At 34.8% G+C, this 21743-nt stretch carries 22 protein-coding genes and 1 other annotated feature; of the genes, 19 read left to right on the top strand and 3 right to left on the bottom strand.

The window, feature by feature from the left end; translation table 11 throughout:
- Positions 1–309 precede the first annotated feature (309 nt).
- The 12 genes from H626_RS0101685 to H626_RS0101630 all read left to right on the top strand — a co-directional run bounded on the left by H626_RS0101685 (position 310) and on the right by H626_RS0101630 (position 13948).
- A complete protein-coding gene (locus tag H626_RS0101685) occupies positions 310–1593 on the top strand; it encodes a murein hydrolase activator EnvC family protein (protein ID WP_027107791.1) in 1284 nt (427 codons plus the stop codon).
- Between the two features lie 78 nt (positions 1594–1671).
- Positions 1672–2430 carry a TrmH family RNA methyltransferase gene (locus H626_RS0101680; protein WP_027107790.1) on the top strand — a complete coding sequence of 253 codons (759 nt, stop codon included), beginning with the start codon at positions 1672–1674 and terminating at the stop codon, positions 2428–2430.
- A 162-nt stretch (positions 2431–2592) separates the two neighbouring features.
- Positions 2593–3117: an HD domain-containing protein gene (locus tag H626_RS0101675; protein ID WP_027107789.1), complete on the top strand. Its 525-nt coding sequence runs from the start codon at positions 2593–2595 to the stop codon at positions 3115–3117.
- Positions 3118–3377: 260 nt separating this feature from the next.
- Positions 3378–3725 carry a winged helix-turn-helix transcriptional regulator gene (locus H626_RS0101670; RefSeq protein ID WP_051237704.1) on the top strand — a complete coding sequence of 116 codons (348 nt, stop codon included), beginning with the start codon at positions 3378–3380 and terminating at the stop codon, positions 3723–3725.
- A 60-nt stretch (positions 3726–3785) separates the two neighbouring features.
- Positions 3786–4002, top strand: a binding site (T-box leader).
- A 61-nt stretch (positions 4003–4063) separates the two neighbouring features.
- Complete coding sequence (gene pheS / locus H626_RS0101665) at positions 4064–5110, top strand: phenylalanine--tRNA ligase subunit alpha (protein WP_027107787.1); 1047 nt, start codon at positions 4064–4066, stop codon at positions 5108–5110.
- A 5-nt stretch (positions 5111–5115) separates the two neighbouring features.
- The gene (pheT, locus tag H626_RS0101660; protein WP_027107786.1) at positions 5116–7527 is read left to right on the top strand and encodes a phenylalanine--tRNA ligase subunit beta; all 2412 of its coding nucleotides are present in this window, start codon (positions 5116–5118) and stop codon (positions 7525–7527) included.
- A gap of 160 nt (positions 7528–7687) precedes the next feature.
- Complete coding sequence (zapA, locus tag H626_RS10380) at positions 7688–7951, top strand: cell division protein ZapA (RefSeq protein ID WP_035618170.1); 264 nt, start codon at positions 7688–7690, stop codon at positions 7949–7951.
- Positions 7952–7979: 28 nt separating this feature from the next.
- Complete coding sequence (locus H626_RS0101650; RefSeq protein ID WP_211221926.1) at positions 7980–8528, top strand: CvpA family protein; 549 nt, start codon at positions 7980–7982, stop codon at positions 8526–8528.
- 112 nt (positions 8529–8640) lie between these two features.
- Positions 8641–11007: an endonuclease MutS2 gene (locus H626_RS0101645; RefSeq protein WP_027107784.1), complete on the top strand. Its 2367-nt coding sequence runs from the start codon at positions 8641–8643 to the stop codon at positions 11005–11007.
- Positions 11008–11104: 97 nt separating this feature from the next.
- Complete coding sequence (trxA, locus tag H626_RS0101640) at positions 11105–11419, top strand: thioredoxin (RefSeq protein WP_027107783.1); 315 nt, start codon at positions 11105–11107, stop codon at positions 11417–11419.
- A 338-nt stretch (positions 11420–11757) separates the two neighbouring features.
- Entirely contained in the window at positions 11758–13233 is a 1476-nt protein-coding gene (locus H626_RS0101635) for an FAD/NAD(P)-binding protein (protein WP_169449759.1), read from the top strand.
- Complete coding sequence (locus H626_RS0101630) at positions 13214–13948, top strand: alpha/beta fold hydrolase (RefSeq protein WP_027107781.1); 735 nt, start codon at positions 13214–13216, stop codon at positions 13946–13948. The genes H626_RS0101635 and H626_RS0101630 overlap by 20 nt, the downstream gene beginning before the upstream one ends.
- Before the next feature lie 24 nt (positions 13949–13972).
- Here H626_RS0101630 and H626_RS10375 read toward each other — a convergent pair whose 3' ends face one another.
- The gene (locus H626_RS10375; RefSeq protein ID WP_051237703.1) at positions 13973–14395 is read right to left on the bottom strand and encodes a DUF2507 domain-containing protein; all 423 of its coding nucleotides are present in this window, start codon (positions 14393–14395) and stop codon (positions 13973–13975) included.
- Between the two features lie 147 nt (positions 14396–14542).
- Here H626_RS10375 and racE point away from each other — a divergent pair, with 147 nt between their 5' ends.
- From racE to cbpB, 4 genes are all read left to right on the top strand, one after another.
- Positions 14543–15379, top strand: coding sequence for a glutamate racemase (racE, locus tag H626_RS10370; RefSeq protein ID WP_035618167.1), 837 nt, complete (start codon positions 14543–14545; stop codon positions 15377–15379).
- On the top strand, positions 15372–16001 hold the full coding sequence (locus tag H626_RS10365) for an XTP/dITP diphosphatase (protein WP_035618164.1): 630 nt from the start codon (positions 15372–15374) through the stop codon (positions 15999–16001). The genes racE and H626_RS10365 overlap by 8 nt, the downstream gene beginning before the upstream one ends.
- 3 nt (positions 16002–16004) lie before the next feature.
- On the top strand, positions 16005–16523 hold the full coding sequence (locus H626_RS0101610) for a YfcE family phosphodiesterase (RefSeq protein ID WP_027107780.1): 519 nt from the start codon (positions 16005–16007) through the stop codon (positions 16521–16523).
- Positions 16524–16609: 86 nt separating this feature from the next.
- Positions 16610–17113 (top strand): cyclic-di-AMP-binding protein CbpB, encoded by a 504-nt coding sequence (cbpB, locus tag H626_RS0101605; RefSeq protein ID WP_027107779.1) that lies wholly within the window; start codon positions 16610–16612, stop codon positions 17111–17113.
- Positions 17114–17218: 105 nt separating this feature from the next.
- Here cbpB and H626_RS0101600 read toward each other — a convergent pair whose 3' ends face one another.
- On the bottom strand, positions 17219–18121 hold the full coding sequence (locus H626_RS0101600; RefSeq protein WP_027107778.1) for a mechanosensitive ion channel family protein: 903 nt from the start codon (positions 18119–18121) through the stop codon (positions 17219–17221).
- 199 nt (positions 18122–18320) lie between these two features.
- Here H626_RS0101600 and H626_RS0101595 point away from each other — a divergent pair, with 199 nt between their 5' ends.
- Both H626_RS0101595 and H626_RS11140 read left to right on the top strand, forming a co-directional pair.
- A complete protein-coding gene (locus H626_RS0101595) occupies positions 18321–18746 on the top strand; it encodes a DUF948 domain-containing protein (protein WP_027107777.1) in 426 nt (141 codons plus the stop codon).
- A 24-nt stretch (positions 18747–18770) separates the two neighbouring features.
- The gene (locus H626_RS11140) at positions 18771–19310 is read left to right on the top strand and encodes a YtxH domain-containing protein (RefSeq protein WP_051237702.1); all 540 of its coding nucleotides are present in this window, start codon (positions 18771–18773) and stop codon (positions 19308–19310) included.
- A 65-nt stretch (positions 19311–19375) separates the two neighbouring features.
- On the opposite strand, the gene H626_RS0101585 is transcribed toward H626_RS11140, so the two are convergent.
- A complete protein-coding gene (locus H626_RS0101585; protein ID WP_027107776.1) occupies positions 19376–20488 on the bottom strand; it encodes a M24 family metallopeptidase in 1113 nt (370 codons plus the stop codon).
- Positions 20489–20671: 183 nt separating this feature from the next.
- Between H626_RS0101585 and ccpA the strand changes: the two genes are divergently transcribed.
- Positions 20672–21682 carry a catabolite control protein A gene (gene ccpA / locus H626_RS0101580; RefSeq protein ID WP_027107775.1) on the top strand — a complete coding sequence of 337 codons (1011 nt, stop codon included), beginning with the start codon at positions 20672–20674 and terminating at the stop codon, positions 21680–21682.
- Positions 21683–21743: the final 61 nt, after the last annotated feature.

Genomic DNA, 21743 nt, shown 5'->3' with positions numbered 1-21743 from the left:
TCTTATTTATAGGGATAGTGAAGTAGTTGAATCAGCTGTTCAATGGGTTTGTCAATTTTTAGACATATTTTTTTAGATAACAAAAGATTTTTAAACATAGTTTTAACTACGAGAAATTGGTGAATAGCAAGACTTGGAGCGGTTACATATTTAAATAACAACGATTCTTTATAACAGTTGTGTAACAAAATAACAAGCAGAATGTAATAGGATTAACATTTGTTTGAATAGGTATCCATGGTATCCTTTTTTTAGGCGAAATTTTAGCTATAAAAAAATAAAAAAACAAGCTGCTACAGGAGGATTATTTTGAAAAAGAAATTTACTATAGGGTTACTTTCAATGATGTTGTTCACAGGGATGAATACTTTCAATGGTGAAACAGTCCAAGCTGAAAGTTTACAAGAAATGGAACAGCAAAAAAAAGAATTATTGAATCGTTCAAGTGACTTACAAGGAACAATTCAAGAAAAAAACAAGACCCTCAATACTTTAGAAGATGAGAAAGAAACATTAAAAGGCGAAGTAGCTACTTTGCAAAAAAATATTGATGAGCTAGTTGTTAAATTAGCCGAGCAACAAGAGAAATTAGATAAAACAATCGAAAAAATCGAAAAATTACAAGTTAAAATTGAACAATTAAAAGAACAAATTGCTCAACGTGAAGAAAAATTAAAAACACAGGCTCGAGCAGTTCAAACGCAAGGTAGCAATTCAAATATGATCGATATGGTTTTATCTGCTGAAAGTTTATCTGATTTAATTGGCAGAGTTGGCGTTATCAACCAATTAGTTTCTGCTAATAAAGACATTGTTATAGCACAAGAGGAAGACAAAGCACAATTAGAAGAAAACGAACGTGTTGTTCAAGAAGAAAAAACAGCAATCGAAGAAATCAAAGTAGCTATGGAAGTGGATAGAAACAATTTAGTTGCTCAAAAAGCAGAACTGGATGATAAAATTGTTCAAGTAGCTGAGATGTACGAGATGACTGAAAAGGAAAAAGCGAGTTTCGTGCAAGAACAACAAGCAGTTGCGCAACAAACAAGTACATTGACTTCAAAAATGCAAAAAGAAGAAGAACGTATAGTGGCTGAGCAAAGAGCAAAACAAGCAGCAGCAGAAAAAGCAGCAGCCGAAAGAGCTCAAGTTTCAAGTTCATCAAATTCTTCAAGTTCATCTAGCTCATCAAATACAAGTTCTTCTACAGGGTTTATTCGTCCTGCTAGAGGGTATAAAACATCTAGCTATGGATATCGTATCCACCCGATTTCTGGTATCAGTAAACTACACGCAGGTTTAGATATTGCTGGCGGTGGTCCGATCGTAGCTTCAAAAGCTGGTACTGTAGTAACTGCAACTTTTAATAGCGGTTGGGGTAATTATGTTAAAATAGATCATGGAAATGGTTATCAAACATTGTACGCTCATATGCGTTCAGGTAGTTTAGCGGTGTCTCCTGGTCAGCGTGTCTCCCAAGGTCAACAACTTGGAATTATGGGAACTACCGGATCTTCAACGGGCATACATTTACACTTTGAATTATATAAAAATGGTGGTACTGTGAATCCTGGTCCTTATATCGGAATGTAATAGTGACAAAAACCGCCCTTTAATCAGGGCGGTTTTTGGTATAAAATGAACCCACAAAATGTTTTTAAGGAGAAGAAAATGTACATTCAATCGACTAAAAATGACAGGGTCAAGCAATGGAAGAAATTGTTCACAAAAAGAGGCAGGAAAAAAGAGCAGAAATACATCATCGAGGGGTTTCATCTGATCGATGAAGCGATTAAGCGCTATGGTTCAATAACTGAACTCATCATGGAAGAAAGCTGCGAAGTTGACAATGACTTGATTGGTAAGGCTGACAAAATTTTCACGATTTCTAGAGAAGTGAGTGAAGAAATCAGTAAAACAGAAAATTCACAGGGGATATTTGCAGTAGTTGAAATAGAAGAAATGCAATTCGATAATAAGGTCGAGGGTCCATTTCTGTTTTTAGATAGTGTACAAGATCCAGGGAATGTTGGGACCATGATACGAACTGCAGATGCAGCTGGATTTGCTGGTGTGGTTTTAGGAGAAGGAACAGTCGATTTATACAATGATAAGACCTTGCGTTCTGCACAAGGGAGCCATTTTCATATGCCAATATTCTCAGGTGATTTGAGTGAGTGGATCAAATTATTTCAATCAAAAAATATTGTTGTTTTTGGAACGGCTCTAGATCAATATGCTACCCCTTTTAAACAAGTATCTTCAAGAGATGAATTTGCGCTCATTCTGGGAAATGAAGGAAATGGGATGCAAGAAGAAATTCTCAAACTGACTGATCAAAATCTGTATATTCCCATTCATGGCGAAGCTGAATCGCTTAATGTAGCTGTTGCAGCAGGGATTTTGATGTATTCTCTTATTGAAAACTAATTAGTTTCGATGGAAATCGGAATAAGTCTATAAAGTATATTAACCATCTTTTGACAAAAAATCCCCAGGCTATCTTTACGACGGTATTGTTAAGGTGTAGGGTATAATTTGTTGTTCTTCGGAGGCTATTGTAAAAATGATTTTTGTAAAAGGAGAGAGAGCATGCAATTCGTAGAATCCTTTTGGAATACAGATACAGAATATATTGCTTTAATTGAAGATTTGCTAGAAAATAGTGATTTAATAAAATTGGGTGAAATTACACATCACCATTTCACGACAAGACTTACCCATTCATTATTCGTTTCGTATGTAAGTTATCGCATTGCTAAGCGTTTCGATTTAGATACGAAAGCAGTCGCACGCGCAGGTTTATTACATGACTTCTTTCATGAAGGCAGAGCAGAAATCGCTGAAATGAAACAAGGATCACATAATTATGTTCATCCCAAAATCGCAGTGAATAATGCTGAAAAGATTACATTATTGAATGATATTGAAAAAGATATCATATTAAAGCATATGTTTTTAACCACGAAGTGTGGATTACCAAAATATAAAGAAAGTTTTATCGTGACAATGGTGGATAAATATTGTGCTATTCACGAAGTCTCCAGCCCAATCAAAAATATAGCTAAAACAAGGATTCTATCTTACGTGGGAAAAATTAATCCCGTGAGCAATTAAAAGACGTTTCTATAATTATCTAGGACGAATCGTTTTTGTCATCAAACGACTGAATAAACGGAATTTTCGGGTTCTTAATGTGGGTCCCTTAATAGCTGTTCCGCCTTTTAATAGATGAAATCTTTTTAATACAAACGGATTGTTATCTTGGTCCAGAGAAATAGATCGTCTGAAAATTTTGTCTAAAAATCTACATTTCATATATTTACTTACTTTTAATAATGATTATGGTATAATATGTTGCGAAAGAGGTGAGCGTAATGCTAGATATAAACAAACAGGTGAGTAATTCCAATTGCAGTCAAATTTGTCCTAAATTTGAACATACATTTACTATTTTAGGAAAAAAATGGAATGGGCTGATTATCGATGTGTTGTTAAATGGACCTCACCGATTCAAGGACATAGCAGCTAGTATTCCTGAAGTGAGCGATCGTGTTTTAGTGGAAAGACTAAAAGAATTAGAGAATGAAGAAATCGTGATGCGCGCTTTAGGAGAAGAAAATACTTGTAGAGTGGGATATTGTCTAACTGAAAAAGGAAAGGCTTTGAAACCAGTCATGGAAGCTGTCCAACACTGGTCCGACAAATGGATCACCCTAGAGTGAGACTAAAATAAACTTGACTTTTCACCTTGCGATAATTAAACTAGAATTTAATGATAAAATTCAAAAACTATAATAGAAAAAAGTAATCCGGTACTTGATGGACAGAGAAAAAGTGTGCTTGCTGCGAACACTTTGCATTGAAATCGGATGAATTCACTTCTTAGTTGTCTCTCTGAATACATATGTTTAAAGAGAGAACGGTAAGCGCCGTTAAGCTAGAGTGCAGATAGAGATTATCTGAACAAGGGTGGTACCGCGAAAAGACCTCGTCCCTTTTAGGGAAGGTCTTTTTTTTATGCAATAAATTGTTGATTTATAGTCAAAAAGGAGAGAATGACATGAGCATGCAAGAAGAATTAAAAGGTCTTGAACAACAGGCTTTTGAATCAATCAAAAATGCAACAGAATTAAATGTTTTAGATGCAATTCGAATAGAATATTTAGGTAAGAAAGGTAAATTGACACAAGTGTTAAAAGGGATGAGAAATCTTGATGCTTCACAAAGACCTATCGTGGGAAGCTTAGCAAATGATGTACGGGATAAACTCACTGTTCAATTAGAAGAAACGAAAGAAAAGCTAGAAATGAAAAAAATGAAAGAAAAAATTACTCAAGAGAAAATTGATATTACACTTCCTGGAAAAAATATTCCTAGGGGTTATGCACATGTTATTACTCAAATCATGGAAGAGTTAGAAGATCTCTTTATAGGAATGGGTTATCAAGTTGTTGAAGGGCCAGAGGTTGAAGCAGATAGTTATAATTTCGAACGTATGAATTTACCTAAGGATCACCCTGCAAGAGATATGCAAGATACTTTTTACATTACAGAAGAAACGTTGATGCGTACACACACTTCTCCTGTACAAGCGCGTACGATGGATACACATGATTTCTCCAAAGGCCCACTCAAAATGATTAGTCCAGGAAAAGTCTATCGGAGAGATAACGATGACGCGACACATTCCCATCAATTCCATCAAATCGAAGGGCTTGTAGTAGATAAAAATATTTCGATGTCTGATTTGAAAGGCACTTTAGAAATTTTTGCGAAAAAGATGTTTGGAGAAGAAAGAGAGATACGTCTTCGCCCCAGTTACTTTCCGTTCACTGAACCTTCAGTTGAAGTAGATGTAAGCTGCTTTAGGTGTGGAGGAAAAGGATGCAGTGTCTGCAAACAAACAGGCTGGATTGAAATTTTGGGTGCAGGGATCGTTCATCCAAACGTGTTAGAAATGTCAGGAATCGACTCAACAGAATATAGTGGATTTGCTTTTGGAATGGGACCAGATAGAATTGCGATGTTAAAATATGGGATAGATGATATACGTCATTTCTATCAAAATGATTTGCGTTTTCTTGAACAATTTAAGGTTAGGAGATAATAGACATGAGAGTATCCTATGGATGGTTAAATGAATATATAGACTTAAGCGAAACAAATCCAGAGAAATTAGCTGACAAGATAACTTTAACTGGAATAGAAACCGAAGATATTATTAAAATAGCAAAAAATGCACAGAATATCGTCGTTGGTGAAGTGATAGAGGCTGATGAAGTTGAAGGATCAGATCACCTGAAGCATACTTATGTAAATATTGGAAAGAACGAACCTTCCTCTATAGTTTGTGGTGCTCCCAATGTAGCCGTAGGTCAAAAAGTAATCGTAGCTCTTCCAGAAGCTCAATTAGCCAATGGTATAAAAATTAAAGAAAGTAAGATCAAAGGAATAGAGTCAAACGGTATGATTTGTTCCTTACAAGAAGTGGGCTTTTCAGAAAATGTCATTCCAAAAAAATATGCTAAAGGTATCTACGTTTTTCCGGAAGATGTGAGAATCGGTGTGAATGTTTCTGAATATCTAGGCCTAGAGGATTCTATTTTAGACTTAGCTATTACGCCTAACCGCGCGGATGCACTAAGCATGCGCGGTGTAGCTTACGAAGTAGGAGCGATTTTGGATAAAAAACCACAGTTTAAAGAAGTTTCAGTAGAAGAAACAGATTCCTTGATCGAAGATTTCGTGTCCGTTTCTGTTGAAGCAGATGAAGATGTGCCTTTTTACAGTATGCGAGTCATAGAGAATCTTACCGTTAATGAAAGCCCAATTTGGTTACAAAACAAATTGATGTTAGCAGGAATTCGTCCACTTGATTTAGTAGTAGATGTCACAAATTATATCATGCTAGAATATGGACAACCTTTGCATGCATTTGATTACGATAAAATCGATGCGAAAACTTTAAAAGTTAGACGAGCACAACAATCTGAAAAAATGGTGACGTTGGATGAAGTAGAAAGAACGCTGACCACCCAAGATTTAGTTATCACTAATGGAGAAAAGCCGATTGCATTAGCTGGTGTCATGGGAGGATTTGACTCACATATTACAAGAAAAACAACCACCGTTGCATTAGAAAGTGCATTATTTAATCCGTCTCTCATTCGAAAAACTGCTCAAAAACTAAATTTAAGAAGTGAATCCAGTTCTCGTTTTGAAAAAGGTATTAACGAAGGAACAAGCATCGAAGCTCTGAATAAAGCTGCTCATTTGATTGCTGATTTGGGAAATGGCGATATTGTTACAGGGGTTGCTGCTGTTGATAATCGTATTGCAAAAGAAAACTCTGTTGCAATTTCTCTTTCAAGAATCAATCGGTCTTTAGGCACTGATTTGACTATCAAAGAAGTTGAACATGTAATGGATAAGCTTGCCTTTCCATATGAAAAAAAAGAAGAAACACTCACAATTTCTGTTCCTTCTAGACGATGGGATATTACCATTCCGGCAGATTTACTTGAAGAAGTTGCACGGATCTATGGGTACAACAATATTCCATCAACACTACCTTCAGGTGAATCCATACCCGGAGAGTTATCCCAAGGACAAAAGATGGTTCGACGTACACAAACATTTATGGAAGAACAAGGATTCTCACAAGCCATTACGTATGCATTGACGACTCCTGCGAAAGCAAAAGAGTTCACTTGGATAAAAGGAGAAGCAGTCTCTGTTCAATGGCCAATGAGTGAAGAAAGACAAACACTAAGAATGAATTTGATCACCGGATTACTTGAAACATTACAATACAATCTATCAAGAAGAAATACAGAAGTAGCCTTTTATGAAATTGGAAATATTTTTATTAAAGGAGAAAAAGAACTTCCTAGACAAGAAAAGCATCTGGCTGGAGCAGTCACAGGTAGTCTAGTAGCAAAAAACTGGATCACGCATGATCCTGAAGTTGATTATTATACTATTAAAGGAATTATCGAAAAATTATTAGAAAGCATTGGGATCAGTGATTCTATAGAATTTGAACTAGAAGAGACTATTCAAACACTGCATCCGGGTCAAACTGCACGATTGACAATGAACAACGACATTATTGGATTGATCGGTAGGGTTCATCCTATAAAAGAAAGAGAGCATGATCTTTCTGAAACCTTTGTCTTTGAATTAAATTTAGATGCTTTAGTAAAAGCCAAAAAACAGGAAAACGTATTTGATATAATTCCAAAATATCCAGGAACTTCGAGAGATATTGCGTTACTTGTCGACGAATCTATAACGCATGCACAAATTGAAAAGGTAATTAATAAGGCCGGAGGAGATTGGTTAGCAAACGTAAGATTATTTGACCTATACCAAGGAAGCTCAATTCCAAAAGGGAAAAAATCTTTGGCTTATACCCTAGATTATTTAAATCCACAAAGCACGTTAGTAGAAGAAGATGTAAACAACGATTTTGATAGAGTTAAGGAACAACTAATAGAACAATTGAATGTAGAAATCAGGTAAAATGGGGATTTTTATATATGGGAAGAGAGTAAGAGAAAAGCTTGCTCTCTTTTTCATGTTTCTGATAGATTTTGAAATCCATAGATTATCCTTCTTAAATTAATGAAAACATTCGTTTTTCATGGTAAAATGAGAAGAATACTGTATAGGAGGAACGAGGATGACTCACCAGAAAAGACGTTTCAAGGCAGTAATAGAGGGTGAAACCTATACCATAATAGGGCCTCATTCAGAAGAACATATGCAAGTGGTGGTCGAAACGGTCAATGAACAGCTAAAGCAATTGACTGAATTATCTGTTCAATTAGATGGAGAAAAAAAAGCAATGCTTATGGCTATCAATGCGGTTTCCGATCAACTCCAAATGCATAAGGAACTAAATGAAATGCAAGAAAAACTAAACCAACTAAAAAATGAACAGTAAAAAATACGACTAAAGAGAAGGTGACAGTATGATTTTGACTCTAGCAATAATTTTGATTTTATTTATTGGAACATATAGTGCTTTGCAAAGAGGATTGATTCTGCAATTAGTTTTAACAATTGGGTACACAATATCATTTTATCTAGCAGTTAACTATTATAATCAATTAAGTGAACCGCTAGAAATGATGATTCCCTATCCGACTGCACCGATGAATTATGAATTCGTCTTTTTTGATCAATCCCTAATTTTTGGTTTAGACCAGGCATTTTATAACGGTATGGCCTTCCTTATCATACTATTGATCGGCTGGTTTGCGACAAGGATCATTGGGGGGCTTTTGAATTTTGTTACTGAGATCCCCATTTTGAAACAAATTAATCAAGTTGGTGGAGCAGTGCTTGGCTTCGTTGTTAATTATATTGGGATTTTCCTGTTTCTGTTTTTAGGTTCAATGCTTCCGCTAGATATTGTTCAAAACACTTTTGAATCAAGTACGCTAGCTCGATTTATCGTCCAAGAAACTCCGCAGTTATCTGAACAAGTATATAATTGGTGGGTAAATTCACGCACTTAATTTTAAAGAAAAATCGTTTCATGAGAGTTCAATGAAACGATTTTTTTTCTTCGGTACTGTCAGAGAAAGGGTAATGAAAGAGTCTTCCCAGAAAGGATGGAAAATTAACAGAATGAACGAAAAAATAAAGAAAACAATGGAATACGAAAAAGTTATTCAAAAAATAGCAACATATACTGTTTCTCTAATGGGGAAAACACTTATTCAATCACTGGAACCTCAAGTGACCACTGAGAAAGTGAGTCAGTTACAAAATGAAACAGAAGACGGCAGGAAAATACTACGCTTAAAAGGTGGGATCCCAATAGCGCAATTTGCCAATATTCGTCCACACATTAAACGATTAGAGATGAATGCTTCTTTAAATGGAGTGGAAATAGCAGAAATTGGTAGAGTATTAAGTATTGCTAGAGAGTTGAAGAAATTCTTTGATGGTATGCGTGAAATGGAAATAGAACTAAACAGTTTATACGATTGGGCGGATGAAATTAAAGTTCTCAAGGTATTAGAAAAAGAGATTCAACAAGTCGTTGATCCTGATGGACACATAGTCGATGATGCAAGTTCAAAGCTAATGGGAATCCGAACGGGCATAAAACAAGGGGAACAACGTGTCAAAGAGAAACTGGAGAGTATCATTCGTGGTAAATCTGCGAAGTATTTAAGCGATGCATTGATCACAATGCGAAATGATCGGTACGTGATCCCAGTAAAACAAGAAAACAAAGGATATTTTGGCGGAGTTATCCATGATCAAAGTTCTACCGGTCAGACATTATTTATTGAACCAAAAAGTGTTGTGGATCTAAACAATAAACTCCGCCAATTACAAATTGAAGAGCGCCATGAAATCGAGCGTATACTAATTGAAATTTCTGGAAAAATAGCTCCATATAGTCAAGAAATCATCCAATTGATTGAGCTGTTAGCGCAATTAGATGCAGTGAACGCAAAAGCGAAGTTTGCAGCAGACACAAATTCTAGTCGCCCGACTATTCATTCCAAAAATCATGTTTCACTTTTCAAAGCGAGACATCCACTGATACCTAAAGATGAAGTTGTCGAAAATGATATTTTGATTGGGAAAGAGTATAAAACCATGATCATTACCGGTCCCAATACTGGTGGGAAAACTGTTGCTCTGAAAACACTTGGCTTGCTACAATTAATGGGACAGGCGGGTTTGCAAATCCCGGCAGAAGAAAAAAGCGAAATAGGGATTTTTACTCAAATTTTTGCAGATATTGGGGATGAACAATCGATTGAACAAAGTCTGAGTACTTTTTCTTCGCATATGACTAATATCGTTTCTATACTTGATAAAATGGACAATGAGAGTTTGATTTTACTGGATGAATTAGGCGCAGGAACAGATCCACAAGAAGGTGCAGCTTTGGCTATCGCACTATTAGATAAAATTGGAGCTATCGGGAGTTATGTTATGGTAACTTCTCACTATCCAGAACTGAAAGCCTATGGATACAATCGTCCGCAAACAATTAATGCCAGTATGGAATTCAATGTTGAAACATTAAGTCCGACTTATCGTTTACTCATTGGAGTTCCTGGTCGAAGTAATGCTTTTGAAATTGCCCAACGCCTAGGACTGGATAAAACGGTTATCGATACGGCGAAAGAATTGATGAGTGGCGACAGTCAAAGTGTGGACCAGATGATTCAAGACTTAGAAAGTCGGCGCAAGATGACAGAATTGGAATATCAAGAATTTAGAAATTATTTAGATGAGGCTATGCAGTTATACGAAGATTTAAAAACAGCTGTAAAAGAATTTTGGTCTGAACGTGAAGAATTAATGGGGAATGCTGAAAAGAAAGCAAATAAAAAAATTGAAGAAGCGCAAGTACAAGCTGAAAAAATAATCAAAGATTTGCGAAACAAACAGATGCAAATTGGAGAAACAGCAGTGAAAGAACATGAGTTTATAGCTGCTCGTTCAGCATTAACACAATTGAAATCTGAAGAGGAAAAAGAGCTAGCTCAAAATAAAGTCTTGAAAAAAGCAAAACGAAAGAAAAAATTAAAAAAAGGGGACACTGTCAATGTTCTGTCCTTTGATCAAAAAGGAGTGTTGATTGAACAGTCGGGTAAGAACGAATGGATCGTTCAAATGGGCATGCTAAAAATGAAATTAAATGAAATTGATTTGGAATTGACTGTTGAGGACAGGGAAGTTCCTCAGAGAGCAGTTTCCACTCGTTCTAACCGTGCCTCTGTAAAAAATGAAGTAGATGTTCGTGGTGAAAGAGCAGAAGACGCTATCCAATTGGTTGATCGCTATTTAGATAGTGCTCTACTAGCTAATTATCCAACTGTCACCATTATTCATGGTGTAGGAACGGGTGTTTTACGAAAGGTCATTCATAATTATTTGAAGAAACATCGTTCTGTAAAAAGTTATGAAATTGCGCCTCCTAATCAAGGCGGAGCAGGTGCTACAATAGTTACTTTTAAATCTTGAGTTTGAATTGCTAGATTCTCATTTAAAGGTTTGCTATACTAAATGTTGATAAAGAAACTTACTAAATATAAGAGGATATTACAAGGAGGAATTTTTTATGGTACAAGTACTAACAGATTCAACTTTTGAAAAAGAAACGAGTTCAGGTTTAAGTTTAACCGATTTTTGGGCAGAGTGGTGTGGCCCTTGTCGTATGCAATCACCGGTAATTGATGAATTGAGTGAAGAGTCTGAAGGAAATGTTTCTTATTATAAACTAGATGTAGACGCAAATCCTGAAGTGCCAAGTCATTTTGGAATTATGAGTATTCCTACATTACTCGTAAAAAAAGATGGAGAAGTAGTTGAAAAATTGATTGGTTATCATGGTAAAGAACAAATTCAATCCATTTTAGCAAAATATCAAAAATAGAAAATAGGAGAGAAAAACAGCTGAAAGGTGCTGTTTTTCTCTTTTTTTTATTGTATGAAATCATGAAGTTCTTCGAAGAAATTGAAGAACACTCTATTTTGTTATTATTCTATTCTGTGCATAGATAAATCAAAAGAAAAATATAAAAAATGACATGCGCAACTAATAATGCCAGTACCTACATAGGAAGGCTTAGAAACAATACTCTTTACTGAGTCAGGGGAAAGAATGTACTGGGAAATCGCATACTGCTCTAACATACTTCTTACATAGAGGTAGTTCCCCCAGGAGCATTTATTTGGTAAAATGAACAGGAGAGAATGAAGGGTGGAAATGATGTGGAAAAAAAGGTTGCTATAATTGGATTAGGTGTGAGCGGACTAAGTGTTTTGAGAGAATATATTTGCGCACAAGAACATGAAGACCTAGAGATCATCGTTTTTGATGAGGAGAATTTGGGAACAGGACTACCTTATCAAAAGGATGATAAAAGTTTGCTACTCAATCAAACGAGCGCAACAATGTCTATGGATCCTATAAATCCACTTGGGTTTGTCGACTGGTTAGATGAGACACTAGAAATCCAGGATGCTTCAGGTCATCATATTCCACGAACAATATATGGACAATACCTAAGAGATTATTTAAACAAACTGATCCAAAAAGGGAATATAACGTTTGTTCCAAAAAAAGTTTCCGACTTAACGATAATAGGGGAGAATGAATATAAGGTCAGCTGTAAAAATGATTCATACAAAGTAAATGCTATTCACTTGTGCACAGGGCATTTTCCTTATAAAGATCCGTATGGATTAAAAGGAAAAACGGAATATATTCATCAACCTTATCCAGTAGAAAGTAGACTTTTCCCTTTATTAGGAAAGGATGTTAACCGCCTGGCTATTGTGGGGACTGGTTTAACAGCTCTTGATATTATGTTATATGTATCCAAAACAAACAAAGATATCCAAATACATTTTATTTCTTTAGATGGTGCTTTTACAAGTGTCAGAGGAAATATTGTTTTTAGCAAATTACACTATTTAAACAAAGAAAACATTTCAAACTATATTGATTCTTATGGTGATTTCATACCATTGAATCAGTATATTGAATGGTTGATGTTAGAGGGAGAATCGAACGGTATAGATGTCAGGGAAATTTGGCAAAATCTGGGAGGAGGGACTCCTAAAGGGATAGAAATGGATTTTCGTTTTTTAAATGAACTTGGTATATTTCAAGGGATAATTCATCAACTAGATGATATTCTTCCGCTTATTTGGGATTCGCTAACAAACGATGACAGAAATACATTTTTAAGAATGTATGGAGGAAAATGGCATAAATTTAGAAGCCCGATGCCCCAGAAGACAGCGAAAAAAATATTAGAATTATGTGCTGATGAATCTATTATTCTTCATAAAAACATTCAGTCAATAAATTATATAGGTAATAGCTTTGAAATCAATCTTCCAACCGAACAGTTGCATGTGGAATATATTGTAAATGCTACGGGTCCAGAAACGGATGTAGAAAAAGCAAAATTGCAGGATCCTTTCCTCTTTAGTTTATTGAATAAAAGAATAGTAGAAAAACAAATGTACGGAGGAATAGAGGTCGAATGGCCGTCACAAAGTGTCTATTCTTCAAAGTACGGGGTTCTTAATACGTTAAAAGCACACGGGCAGCTGGTCGGAGGAATTCAGTATGGAAACAACTCTATGGGGATGTTATCTAGAAGTGCTGTAATGGCCGTTGAACATGCATTTAAATTTATAAAAGAAGAGGAAACCAATGGAATCAAAAATATATAATATTCGTTCAGGTGAAGATTACTTGTTTGTCCGTGAATATGGAGACTCTGCAAAGCCCTTATTAGTCATGCTACATGGTAACGGAGAGGAAGGGACCATTTTTCGGCATCAAATTGCTTACTTTAAACGTATGTACCATCTGCTAGTAGTCGATACTCGTGGACATGGGCATTCGGATTATGGGAATGAAAAATTATCTTTTCCACTTTTGGCGAATGATGTGGTTAGAATCATTGATTTTTTTAATGAAAAAGAAGCAGCCTTTTTGGGATTTAGTGATGGAGCAAATATTGCACTGTATATAGCAAGTTTTTACCCACAATATGTAAGGAAATTAATTCTTTTAGGTGGAAATACCAATCCGGAGGGAATGAAAAAAACCGTTCTGATTGGGACAAAAGCTCTCTATACTATTCAAAAAATAGCAGGCTGTTTCTCTTCGAAAATGAGAAAAAAAGCGAACATAACTGATTTGATGTTAAAAGAATTAGACTGGGAAGACAAACTGAACGATTCTGATAAAGAAACTTTATTTGTAATTGGAGAAAAAAATGTGATAACGTTAGAGCATACTCTGAAAACAAAACAAATGTTTCCTAATAGTCAACTGAAGATAATGAAAGATGCTACTCATTTATTGATGTTGGAGCAACCGGCTCTGTTTAATAAATGGGTAGAGGAATTTTTACAAAAGAAAAAGAGACTAAACGAGTAGTCTCAAATTCTGTAGAAGATTAAATTAATCGCTTTTAATTGTAAACAGAACGATGTCCTCTTTTGGCTGGATGTTGTATGAAGATTCTGTAGGAACATCTTGCAATAACTCGAGCTGTTGAGCTAAAATCCCTGCTTCAAAAGAAAAATTTGCTTTAGGATTTTTTAAGCGGGCTGATATTATAGAACCTGTTAGTTTGAGCTCATTCCTGTTATTCTTAGACCGCACAAAGTGTAGCTCACCAAGTCCATATTGATGAAAAAAATAGTGAATATCTTCTTTGTTTTTTAAAGGGAATTGTCGTGCGATTTCTTTGCCAGCCCAATAAAGAATAGCATCAACATCTTCTCCAAATAAATTTGGAAGAACGTTATCTCTTAACAAAATCAATGCATCGATTGGGGTATTCTGTTGTGAGGTTTTTTCCTCTTGAGTGGAGTTGTCCATGTAATTAAATCACCTCAATTTCTTACTGCTTTTTATTATACAAAAAAAGGCAAGGAATAACTAGAGAAAAATTAAATAACTGAACAGTAAAGATGATGAAGAAAGGATGTGAATGGTTGATAAGTTGTTATTATTAACCAATATACAATGAATAATTTACCTATTGGGATTATTGATTCAGGTGTAGGTGGCTTAACAGTTTTAAAAGAGGCTATCAAACAACTTCCTCAGGAAAGTTTTTACTATTTAGGAGACAATGCACGGTGTCCATATGGAAATAGGGATAAAAATGAAGTGATAAAGTATACAGTCGAAATGGCAGATTATTTAATGAATAAAGGAATCAAACTATTGATAGTTGCTTGTAATACCGCAACTGCAGCAGCTTTAGATATACTGAAAAAAAAATTACCTATTCCAGTTATTGGAGTGATCAAACCGGGAAGTTTAGCTGCAATAGAAAAAACAAAAAACAAAAATATAGGAGTAATCGGGACTAAAGGAACAATTGATAGTGGTCTGTATCCTTTTATGCTAAAAGCAGAAAGAGATGATTTAAATATAAGTAATCTTTCTTGTCCGGAGTTTGTAACTTTGGTAGAGAATAATGAATATAAAACAGATAAAGCAAAAAAAATTGTAACCAAAGTGTTGGCTCCGTTAGAGTCTAAAAATATAGACACGTTAATATTAGGTTGCACACATTATCCTTTGTTAAAACCGTTTATTCAAGTTGCTTTAGGAAGTCATGTCAAACTAGTTGACTCTGGAAAAGAAACCATTAGCGACGTTAAAAAGGTGCTTGATCAAATGAGTTTAGAAAGTACAAGTAATCTTAACCAGAATCAAATCAAACTATTAACTACGGGGAATTTAGATTCTTTCAAGAGTATCGCGGAAGAATGGTTAAATTTACATGATATAAATGTGGAGAAAGTAATTTTAGGATCAATAAAAGGCGAGGAGTCAAAGGAAAATGAATGAAACAACTGATAGGGAACTTTTGATAGCTACCACAAATGAAGGTAAGGCAAATGAATTTCGACCTCTATTTGAATCCAAAGGAATAAAAATCAAAACATTAAAAGATTATCCGGATTTTCCTGAAGTCGAAGAAACTGGATTTACTTTTGAAGATAATGCTTTATTAAAGGCAGAAACATTATCCAAAGCGCTGAATATTCCAGTTTTAGCTGATGATTCTGGTTTGGTAGTGGATGCTCTTGATGGTCAACCAGGTGTGTTTTCAGCACGTTTTGCTGGAGAAGAAAAAAATGATGCAGCCAATAATGCAAAGTTACTATCAGAGTTAGCAGGAATTCCATTTGATGAGCGTACTGCTCATTTTCACTGTGCATTGGCCCTGGCTATCCCTCAAAAAAAAAGTTTGATAGTGGAAGGTAAAGTAGAGGGAATCATTTTACCTGTACCGAGGGGAGAGAATGGGTTCGGATACGACTCTCTCTTTTTCGTACCGAATCTAAACAAATCTATGGCAGAACTTCCTAAAAATGAAAAGAATAAATATAGCCATCGCGCTAAAGCAATTGAAAATATGGAAAAAAAATGGGGAAATATAGAGAGTTTACTTGAAGGAGAGTTCTAAATAATGAAAATTGTAATTGTAAGCGATAGCCATCTAGATGTATATCCTTTAGAAGAGCTACTTTCCATTTATAGTACTGAAGTGGATGGTTTTTTTCATTGTGGAGATTCCGAACTGAGTGAGAATCATCCTATATGGGAAAAAATGGTAACAGTAGAAGGAAATATGGATTTTCCAGGAAATTTTCCACTCACTTATTCTGAAACGATAGAAAATAACAAGATATTTATGACTCATGGTCATATGCACCAAATTAAATTAACTTTTGACAGAGTAATCGAAGAAGCAAATAAAGAAAAAGCAACGATCATTCTTTATGGTCATACGCATATACCTAGAGTAGATATAATAGATAATAAGATCATGATCAATCCTGGTAGTATTTCTCAACCGAGAGGCGAAATACGAAGTAAAACATATTGCATTCTTGAAGTGTTAAATAATCAGGGAAAAGTAACATATTTTGACAATAACCATGATCCAATCCCACAATTATCGAGCACCTTTGTCTATGAAAAATGAATAAACACTAATTTTTATTAAAATAATATATAATTTACTTCTTCTATCCGATAAAATATATAAAGTACGAACAAGGAGGGAATGTATTGATTGGTTTAAAAATAGCAGAAATGCTAGTTGAAAATCAGGATGATTTACTTGTACCTGTAAATCAAGTTGCTCATGTAAGAGAGGATAATAAGCTAGATCATGCTTTATTAGTTTTAACAAATGTAGGATTTTCAGTTATACCCGTTTTAGATAATCAGTCACAACTAAAGGGACTAATTTCTATGCCTGCTATTATCCGAGCAGTAACGGGCATCAAGGATATTCACTTTGAAAAATTGAATGAAATCGAAGTTCGAGACATCATGGATACAGAAATTGCCTCACTCAGAGAACCGTATGAATTAGAAGATATATTGCACCATGTTGTAAGTAATGCCTTTGTTTCTATAGTAAATAAAGAGGGTATTTTTCAAGGGATCATTACTCGGAGTGGTATATTAAAAGGAACAAATCGGATTGCACATGAGTTCGAGAAAAAATATGAAGTGTTGTCTAGAGAAGAAAGAGTAACAGAAAAACAATCGCATGGTACTATATAAAAAAAAGATAGCAAACTAATCGAATTATCCAATAATCTTTAAAAATGAAATACTACTTGTTTCATTATAAAGGCTATATAGACAGATTAGGTGCTATCTTTTTTATTAATTATCGGTAGTTATCTCTAATGTATTGGCGGGTAATTTAATGCCTGCTTGAGTAATAGCTTCTACATACTCTTCAAAGAAATCATTTTTAATAGTCCATTGTTCTCCATTTTTCACGTACATGATGACCTGTGCGGCAACTTGTCCATTATCCAAAGAGACAAAAGAAATGCCAGATGGTTTTTCAGTGATCTGTGAGTATAACGGTAGAAGATTTTCATGAACAGTTTCCATAATATTTCTGATTTTTTCAAAATCAGTTTTTGGAAATAAACGAATTTGAATTAATACACGCATATCTTCACGAGATTTATTAGAGATAATTGTAATTTCTCTATTTGGAATGTAATGAACCGTCCCATCAAAATCCTTTAACTTAGTTGTTTTGAGATTGACGTCCATTACTGTTCCCGAAATATCCCCGATGACTACATAATCGCCTATGTCAAGTTGTCTTTCTAAAAGTATCATTAAGCCATTTACAATATCACTTACGAATCCTTGTGCTCCCAGAGAAAGGGCCAAACCGATCACTCCGGCACCCGCTAAGAGTGTTCCCACGGGGACCCCAAAAATAGATAAAACAGAATAAACTAATAAAAAACTCAATAGAGCATTGAAAACATTCATCGTAACATTATGAATTGTCTGGTAACGATTGGGTAAATACGATTTTTGAAGGAAGTGTTTCTTGAAGCTAAGATTGATAAGCTTGGTACCTATTTTTCGTACAATACCAAAAAGAATTAACGCTAACATTAATTGAATAAACATTCCTATAAGATTAATACTTACTTCATTCCAATTAATATTTTTAAAATAGTCTAAGAAAATATTTGTTTGTTCGGCAACTTCGTTAACCACATCAGTGGTGGCAGAGCTATCTCCGGTAGTGTCCATATAAACCCCTCTTTTGTAATTGATTCTACAAAATCAAGTTTAACACGATTAGAAAATCTTTAAAATAGATTTTGTTACTGTATACGTATTGTTTGATTTTGAATGAAGCTGAATGGTATCCTATAAATACAGAGAAGAAATGCATTATTCATAAAGTGAATAGTGAAATAAAGAATTTAGAAAAGGAAGTGGACTAGATATGACGGGTGGAGAAATTGCTGCACTTATTGCAGCTGTTGCATTTGCTGTTTTAGTGGTAGGTCTTGTTTTCGTAATCTTCAAGGTTGCTAAAATAGTTGGAGAATTAAATACTACAATAGAAGAGGCAAACAAGAGCATTAGTACGATTACAAAAGATGCAGACCATTTATTGGTAGAAGTCGAGGGCTTGTTAAATAAATCCAATACTACATTAGATGATGTGAATGGAAAATTAGTATTAACAGATCCATTATTTAAAGCAGTAGGTGATTTAGGAGTGACTGTATCTGACTTAAACAATTCTACTCGAAACTTAACTCGTTCTTTAACAACTGTTTCAAAAAGAGGAGTACAAGGTGGCGTAGTGAGAAAAGTTGGAGATAGTGCAATTCGCATGAACAAAAGAAGAAAAAATAAAGCTTAGTAATAAAAAGGGAGAGATTTATTTATGGGAAAAAGAGAAGAAGGATTTTTTTTAGGAACAATAATTGGTGCTGTTTTAGCAGGCGTTACAGTATTGCTGTTTACTCCAAAATCGGGTAAAGAATTACGTGGGGATATTTCTCACCAAACAGAATTAGCCAAAGATTCAGCTAAAGATTATATAGATATAGCTAAAGAAAAAAGTTATGAATTAAAAGAAAATGCACAAAAAACAAGTGAAGAATATAAAAAAACTGCTTCCGAAAAAGTAGATTTAATGAAAGATAAAGTCAAAGAAGCCACTCAATATGCTAAAGAAGATTTAGAAGGTATTAAGTCTGAAATCAATCAAGCAAAAGAAGATTTTAACAAACCAGAAAAACAAGATCCTTATACAACGGATACTACTTACAGTGCTGAATCTTTAAAAGAAGATTTAGAAAATCGTACAATGGATCAGGCTTCAGCTGAAACTGATGAGTTATCAGTTGATGTGGAAGAAAAAAAGCATAAATTACCCAAGGAAGAAAACAAAAACAATCCTTTTTACTCAGAGGAAAAATAACGAAGAATACAGTAAAACACCTTCAAATTAAATTTGGAGGTGTTTTACTATTATGGGTAGGCGCGTTATTTTATACTTATTAATAGAAGAGGATCCTTTTGGAAATTCGTAAAAGTTTCATGGCCTGACTTTGTCAAATAAAGACAGTCTTCTATTCTTATTCCTACTTTATCGGGTATATAGATACCAGGTTCAATTGAAAAGCACATTCCCTCTTTCAGTTCATAGTCATTTCCAGTCATAATGTTTGGGAATTCATGGACAGACATACCGATTCCATGTCCCAATCGATGATTAAAGTATTCACCGAGACCTGATTGAGTGATAATTGAGCGCGCATAAAAGTCTAATGAAGAGGCAGTCACACCAGGAGTGCAATTGGCTAAAGCATTTTCTTGAGCATTTAGTACTATTCTGTACAAATCTTTTTCTTCTGGAGATGGTTCACCAAAGAACACAGTTCTTGTGATGTCGCTTGTATAACCTTCGAATACAACTCCTAAGTCCATTAGTACAAATTCATTTTTCTTTAGAGCACGCCCACCTGGAATACCGTGGGGGCTAGCGGCATGATCCCCAAAGAGTACTTCTGTTGAAAAACTCATTTGTGAAATCCCTAGCTTTTTTAGTTGGTATTCTATTTCAGCTACGACTTCTGCTTCAGTAATCCCTAATCTAAGAGAATCGATACCTATTTCAAGAGCCTTATCAGCATAATTGCCAGCCTGTTTCATAAGTTTGATTTCTTGATCAGTTTTGATCACTTTTTGATTGGTTAAAATTGGTGAAATGTTGTAGGTAGTAGTTTGTGGATATTGTTTTGTTAATGAAAAATAACGGTCTACAATTAAATGATCTGTTTCAATTCCAAATTCAGTTACAGAGTGATTGGCACAAACGGAACCAACAGCAGAAAATATAATTTCCCAAGGGTTTTGATGGTCTTGGTAAGATAGTAATCCGTATGGCCAGTTTAGAGCGTCAACTTCAGTTCTTTCTAATTCTGGCACAAAAAGAATAGGATCGCTCTCTGGGAAAACAAGCAAAGCTACTATTCGCTCATGAGGCTCGCTTTGGTAATCTGTTAAGTAAGCAATATTTTCAGGATTATTAATAAAAGTGAAATCCAATCCTTGTTCTGTAAGACTTTTTTGAAAAAGTTTAAGTGATTGCTTCATAAATATCCTTCTTTCTAAATAGTATAAGTGATTCTAGTTTACCAAAAAATAATTAGAATATATAGGGACTACGGTTTTATCAACCAATGAAATTTTCATGAAAATAAAATAAAACGCTTGCATTGTGGGTGGAAGTCTGATAAATTGGTGTTACAAATTTTTTTTAAAAAAAGGAGACAAAAAATGGATAATCATACAATCACAATATATGATGTAGCAAGAGAAGCGGGAGTTTCGATGGCTACAGTTTCACGTGTAGTTAACGGTAACCCGAACGTCAAGCCGACAACTCGAAAAAAAGTATTAGATGTTATAGACAGATTGGACTATAGACCCAATGCCGTAGCTAGAGGTTTAGCAAGCAAAAAGACAACTACAGTTGGTGTAATCATTCCAGATGTAACGAATTTATATTTTTCTTCTTTAGCTCGAGGAATTGATGATATCGCTACAATGTACAAATACAATATTATTTTGGCGAATTCTGATGAAAATGAACAAAAAGAAGTTCAAGTGTTAAATACTTTGTTGGCGAAACAAGTTGATGGATTGATTTATATGGGACACACAATTACAGATGAATTAAGAGCTGAATTCTCACGTGCAAAAACACCTATAGTGTTAGCGGGAACAGTAGATCCTGATGAACAAGTGGGAAGCGTAAATATAGATTATAAATCTGCTACTGAAGAAAGTGTGTCGGAATTGATAGCAGAAGGACATACAAGAATAGCGTTTGTCTCGGGACCTTTGAGTGAGCCGATTAATGGTGAGCATCGTTTAGAAGGATATAAACAAGCATTGAAAAATGCCAAACTTGAATATGATCCAAGCTTATTGATTGAAAGTAAGTATACTCATAAAGTTGGTGGGAAAGTTTACAAAACAATTAAAGAAGCAAACGCGACTGCTGTATTTGTTTCAGATGATGAATTAGCAGCTGGAATTTTAAATGCTGCTCAAGACGATGGATTAAAGATTCCGGAGGACTTTGCGATTATTACAGCAAATAATTCTAAGATCACTGAAATGGTACGACCTCAGTTGAGCACAATTGTACAACCTCTTTATGATATAGGGGCGGTGGCAATGCGATTGCTAACCAAATTAATGAATAAAGAAGAAATTGATGAAAAAACAATTATATTGCCGTATCAAATTGCTAAAAGAGGAACAACTAAAGAAGAAGATTGATTAGGAAATAAAAAAGAAGCGAACGCCAGTTTACTGGCGTTCGCTTCTTTTTTATTACTTT

The organism is Lacticigenium naphthae DSM 19658 (assembly GCF_000425865.1).
GTDB lineage: Bacteria > Bacillota > Bacilli > Lactobacillales > Carnobacteriaceae_A > Lacticigenium > Lacticigenium naphthae.
This window is presented reverse-complemented; position numbering and strand designations above follow the sequence as displayed.

Excerpts from the sequence above, each read along its gene's own strand:
- zapA (WP_035618170.1), top strand. The coding sequence starts at position 7,688 with ATGACTCACCAGAAAAGACGTTTCAAGGCAGTAATAGAGGGTGAAACC.
- trxA (WP_027107783.1), top strand. The coding sequence starts at position 11,105 with ATGGTACAAGTACTAACAGATTCAACTTTTGAAAAAGAAACGAGTTCA.
- H626_RS0101645 (WP_027107784.1), top strand. The coding sequence starts at position 8,641 with ATGAACGAAAAAATAAAGAAAACAATGGAATACGAAAAAGTTATTCAA.
- H626_RS0101650 (WP_211221926.1), top strand. The coding sequence starts at position 7,980 with ATGATTTTGACTCTAGCAATAATTTTGATTTTATTTATTGGAACATAT.
- pheS (WP_027107787.1), top strand. The coding sequence starts at position 4,064 with ATGAGCATGCAAGAAGAATTAAAAGGTCTTGAACAACAGGCTTTTGAA.
- H626_RS0101680 (WP_027107790.1), top strand. The coding sequence starts at position 1,672 with ATGTACATTCAATCGACTAAAAATGACAGGGTCAAGCAATGGAAGAAA.
- H626_RS0101675 (WP_027107789.1), top strand. The coding sequence starts at position 2,593 with ATGCAATTCGTAGAATCCTTTTGGAATACAGATACAGAATATATTGCT.
- H626_RS0101610 (WP_027107780.1), top strand. The coding sequence starts at position 16,005 with ATGAAAATTGTAATTGTAAGCGATAGCCATCTAGATGTATATCCTTTA.
- H626_RS10375 (WP_051237703.1), bottom strand. The coding sequence starts at position 14,395 with ATGGACAACTCCACTCAAGAGGAAAAAACCTCACAACAGAATACCCCA.
- H626_RS10365 (WP_035618164.1), top strand. The coding sequence starts at position 15,372 with ATGAATGAAACAACTGATAGGGAACTTTTGATAGCTACCACAAATGAA.
- H626_RS0101600 (WP_027107778.1), bottom strand. The coding sequence starts at position 18,121 with ATGGACACTACCGGAGATAGCTCTGCCACCACTGATGTGGTTAACGAA.
- H626_RS0101630 (WP_027107781.1), top strand. The coding sequence starts at position 13,214 with ATGGAATCAAAAATATATAATATTCGTTCAGGTGAAGATTACTTGTTT.
- H626_RS0101595 (WP_027107777.1), top strand. The coding sequence starts at position 18,321 with ATGACGGGTGGAGAAATTGCTGCACTTATTGCAGCTGTTGCATTTGCT.
- H626_RS0101585 (WP_027107776.1), bottom strand. The coding sequence starts at position 20,488 with ATGAAGCAATCACTTAAACTTTTTCAAAAAAGTCTTACAGAACAAGGA.
- H626_RS0101670 (WP_051237704.1), top strand. The coding sequence starts at position 3,378 with ATGCTAGATATAAACAAACAGGTGAGTAATTCCAATTGCAGTCAAATT.
- racE (WP_035618167.1), top strand. The coding sequence starts at position 14,543 with ATGAATAATTTACCTATTGGGATTATTGATTCAGGTGTAGGTGGCTTA.
- H626_RS11140 (WP_051237702.1), top strand. The coding sequence starts at position 18,771 with ATGGGAAAAAGAGAAGAAGGATTTTTTTTAGGAACAATAATTGGTGCT.
- ccpA (WP_027107775.1), top strand. The coding sequence starts at position 20,672 with ATGGATAATCATACAATCACAATATATGATGTAGCAAGAGAAGCGGGA.
- pheT (WP_027107786.1), top strand. The coding sequence starts at position 5,116 with ATGAGAGTATCCTATGGATGGTTAAATGAATATATAGACTTAAGCGAA.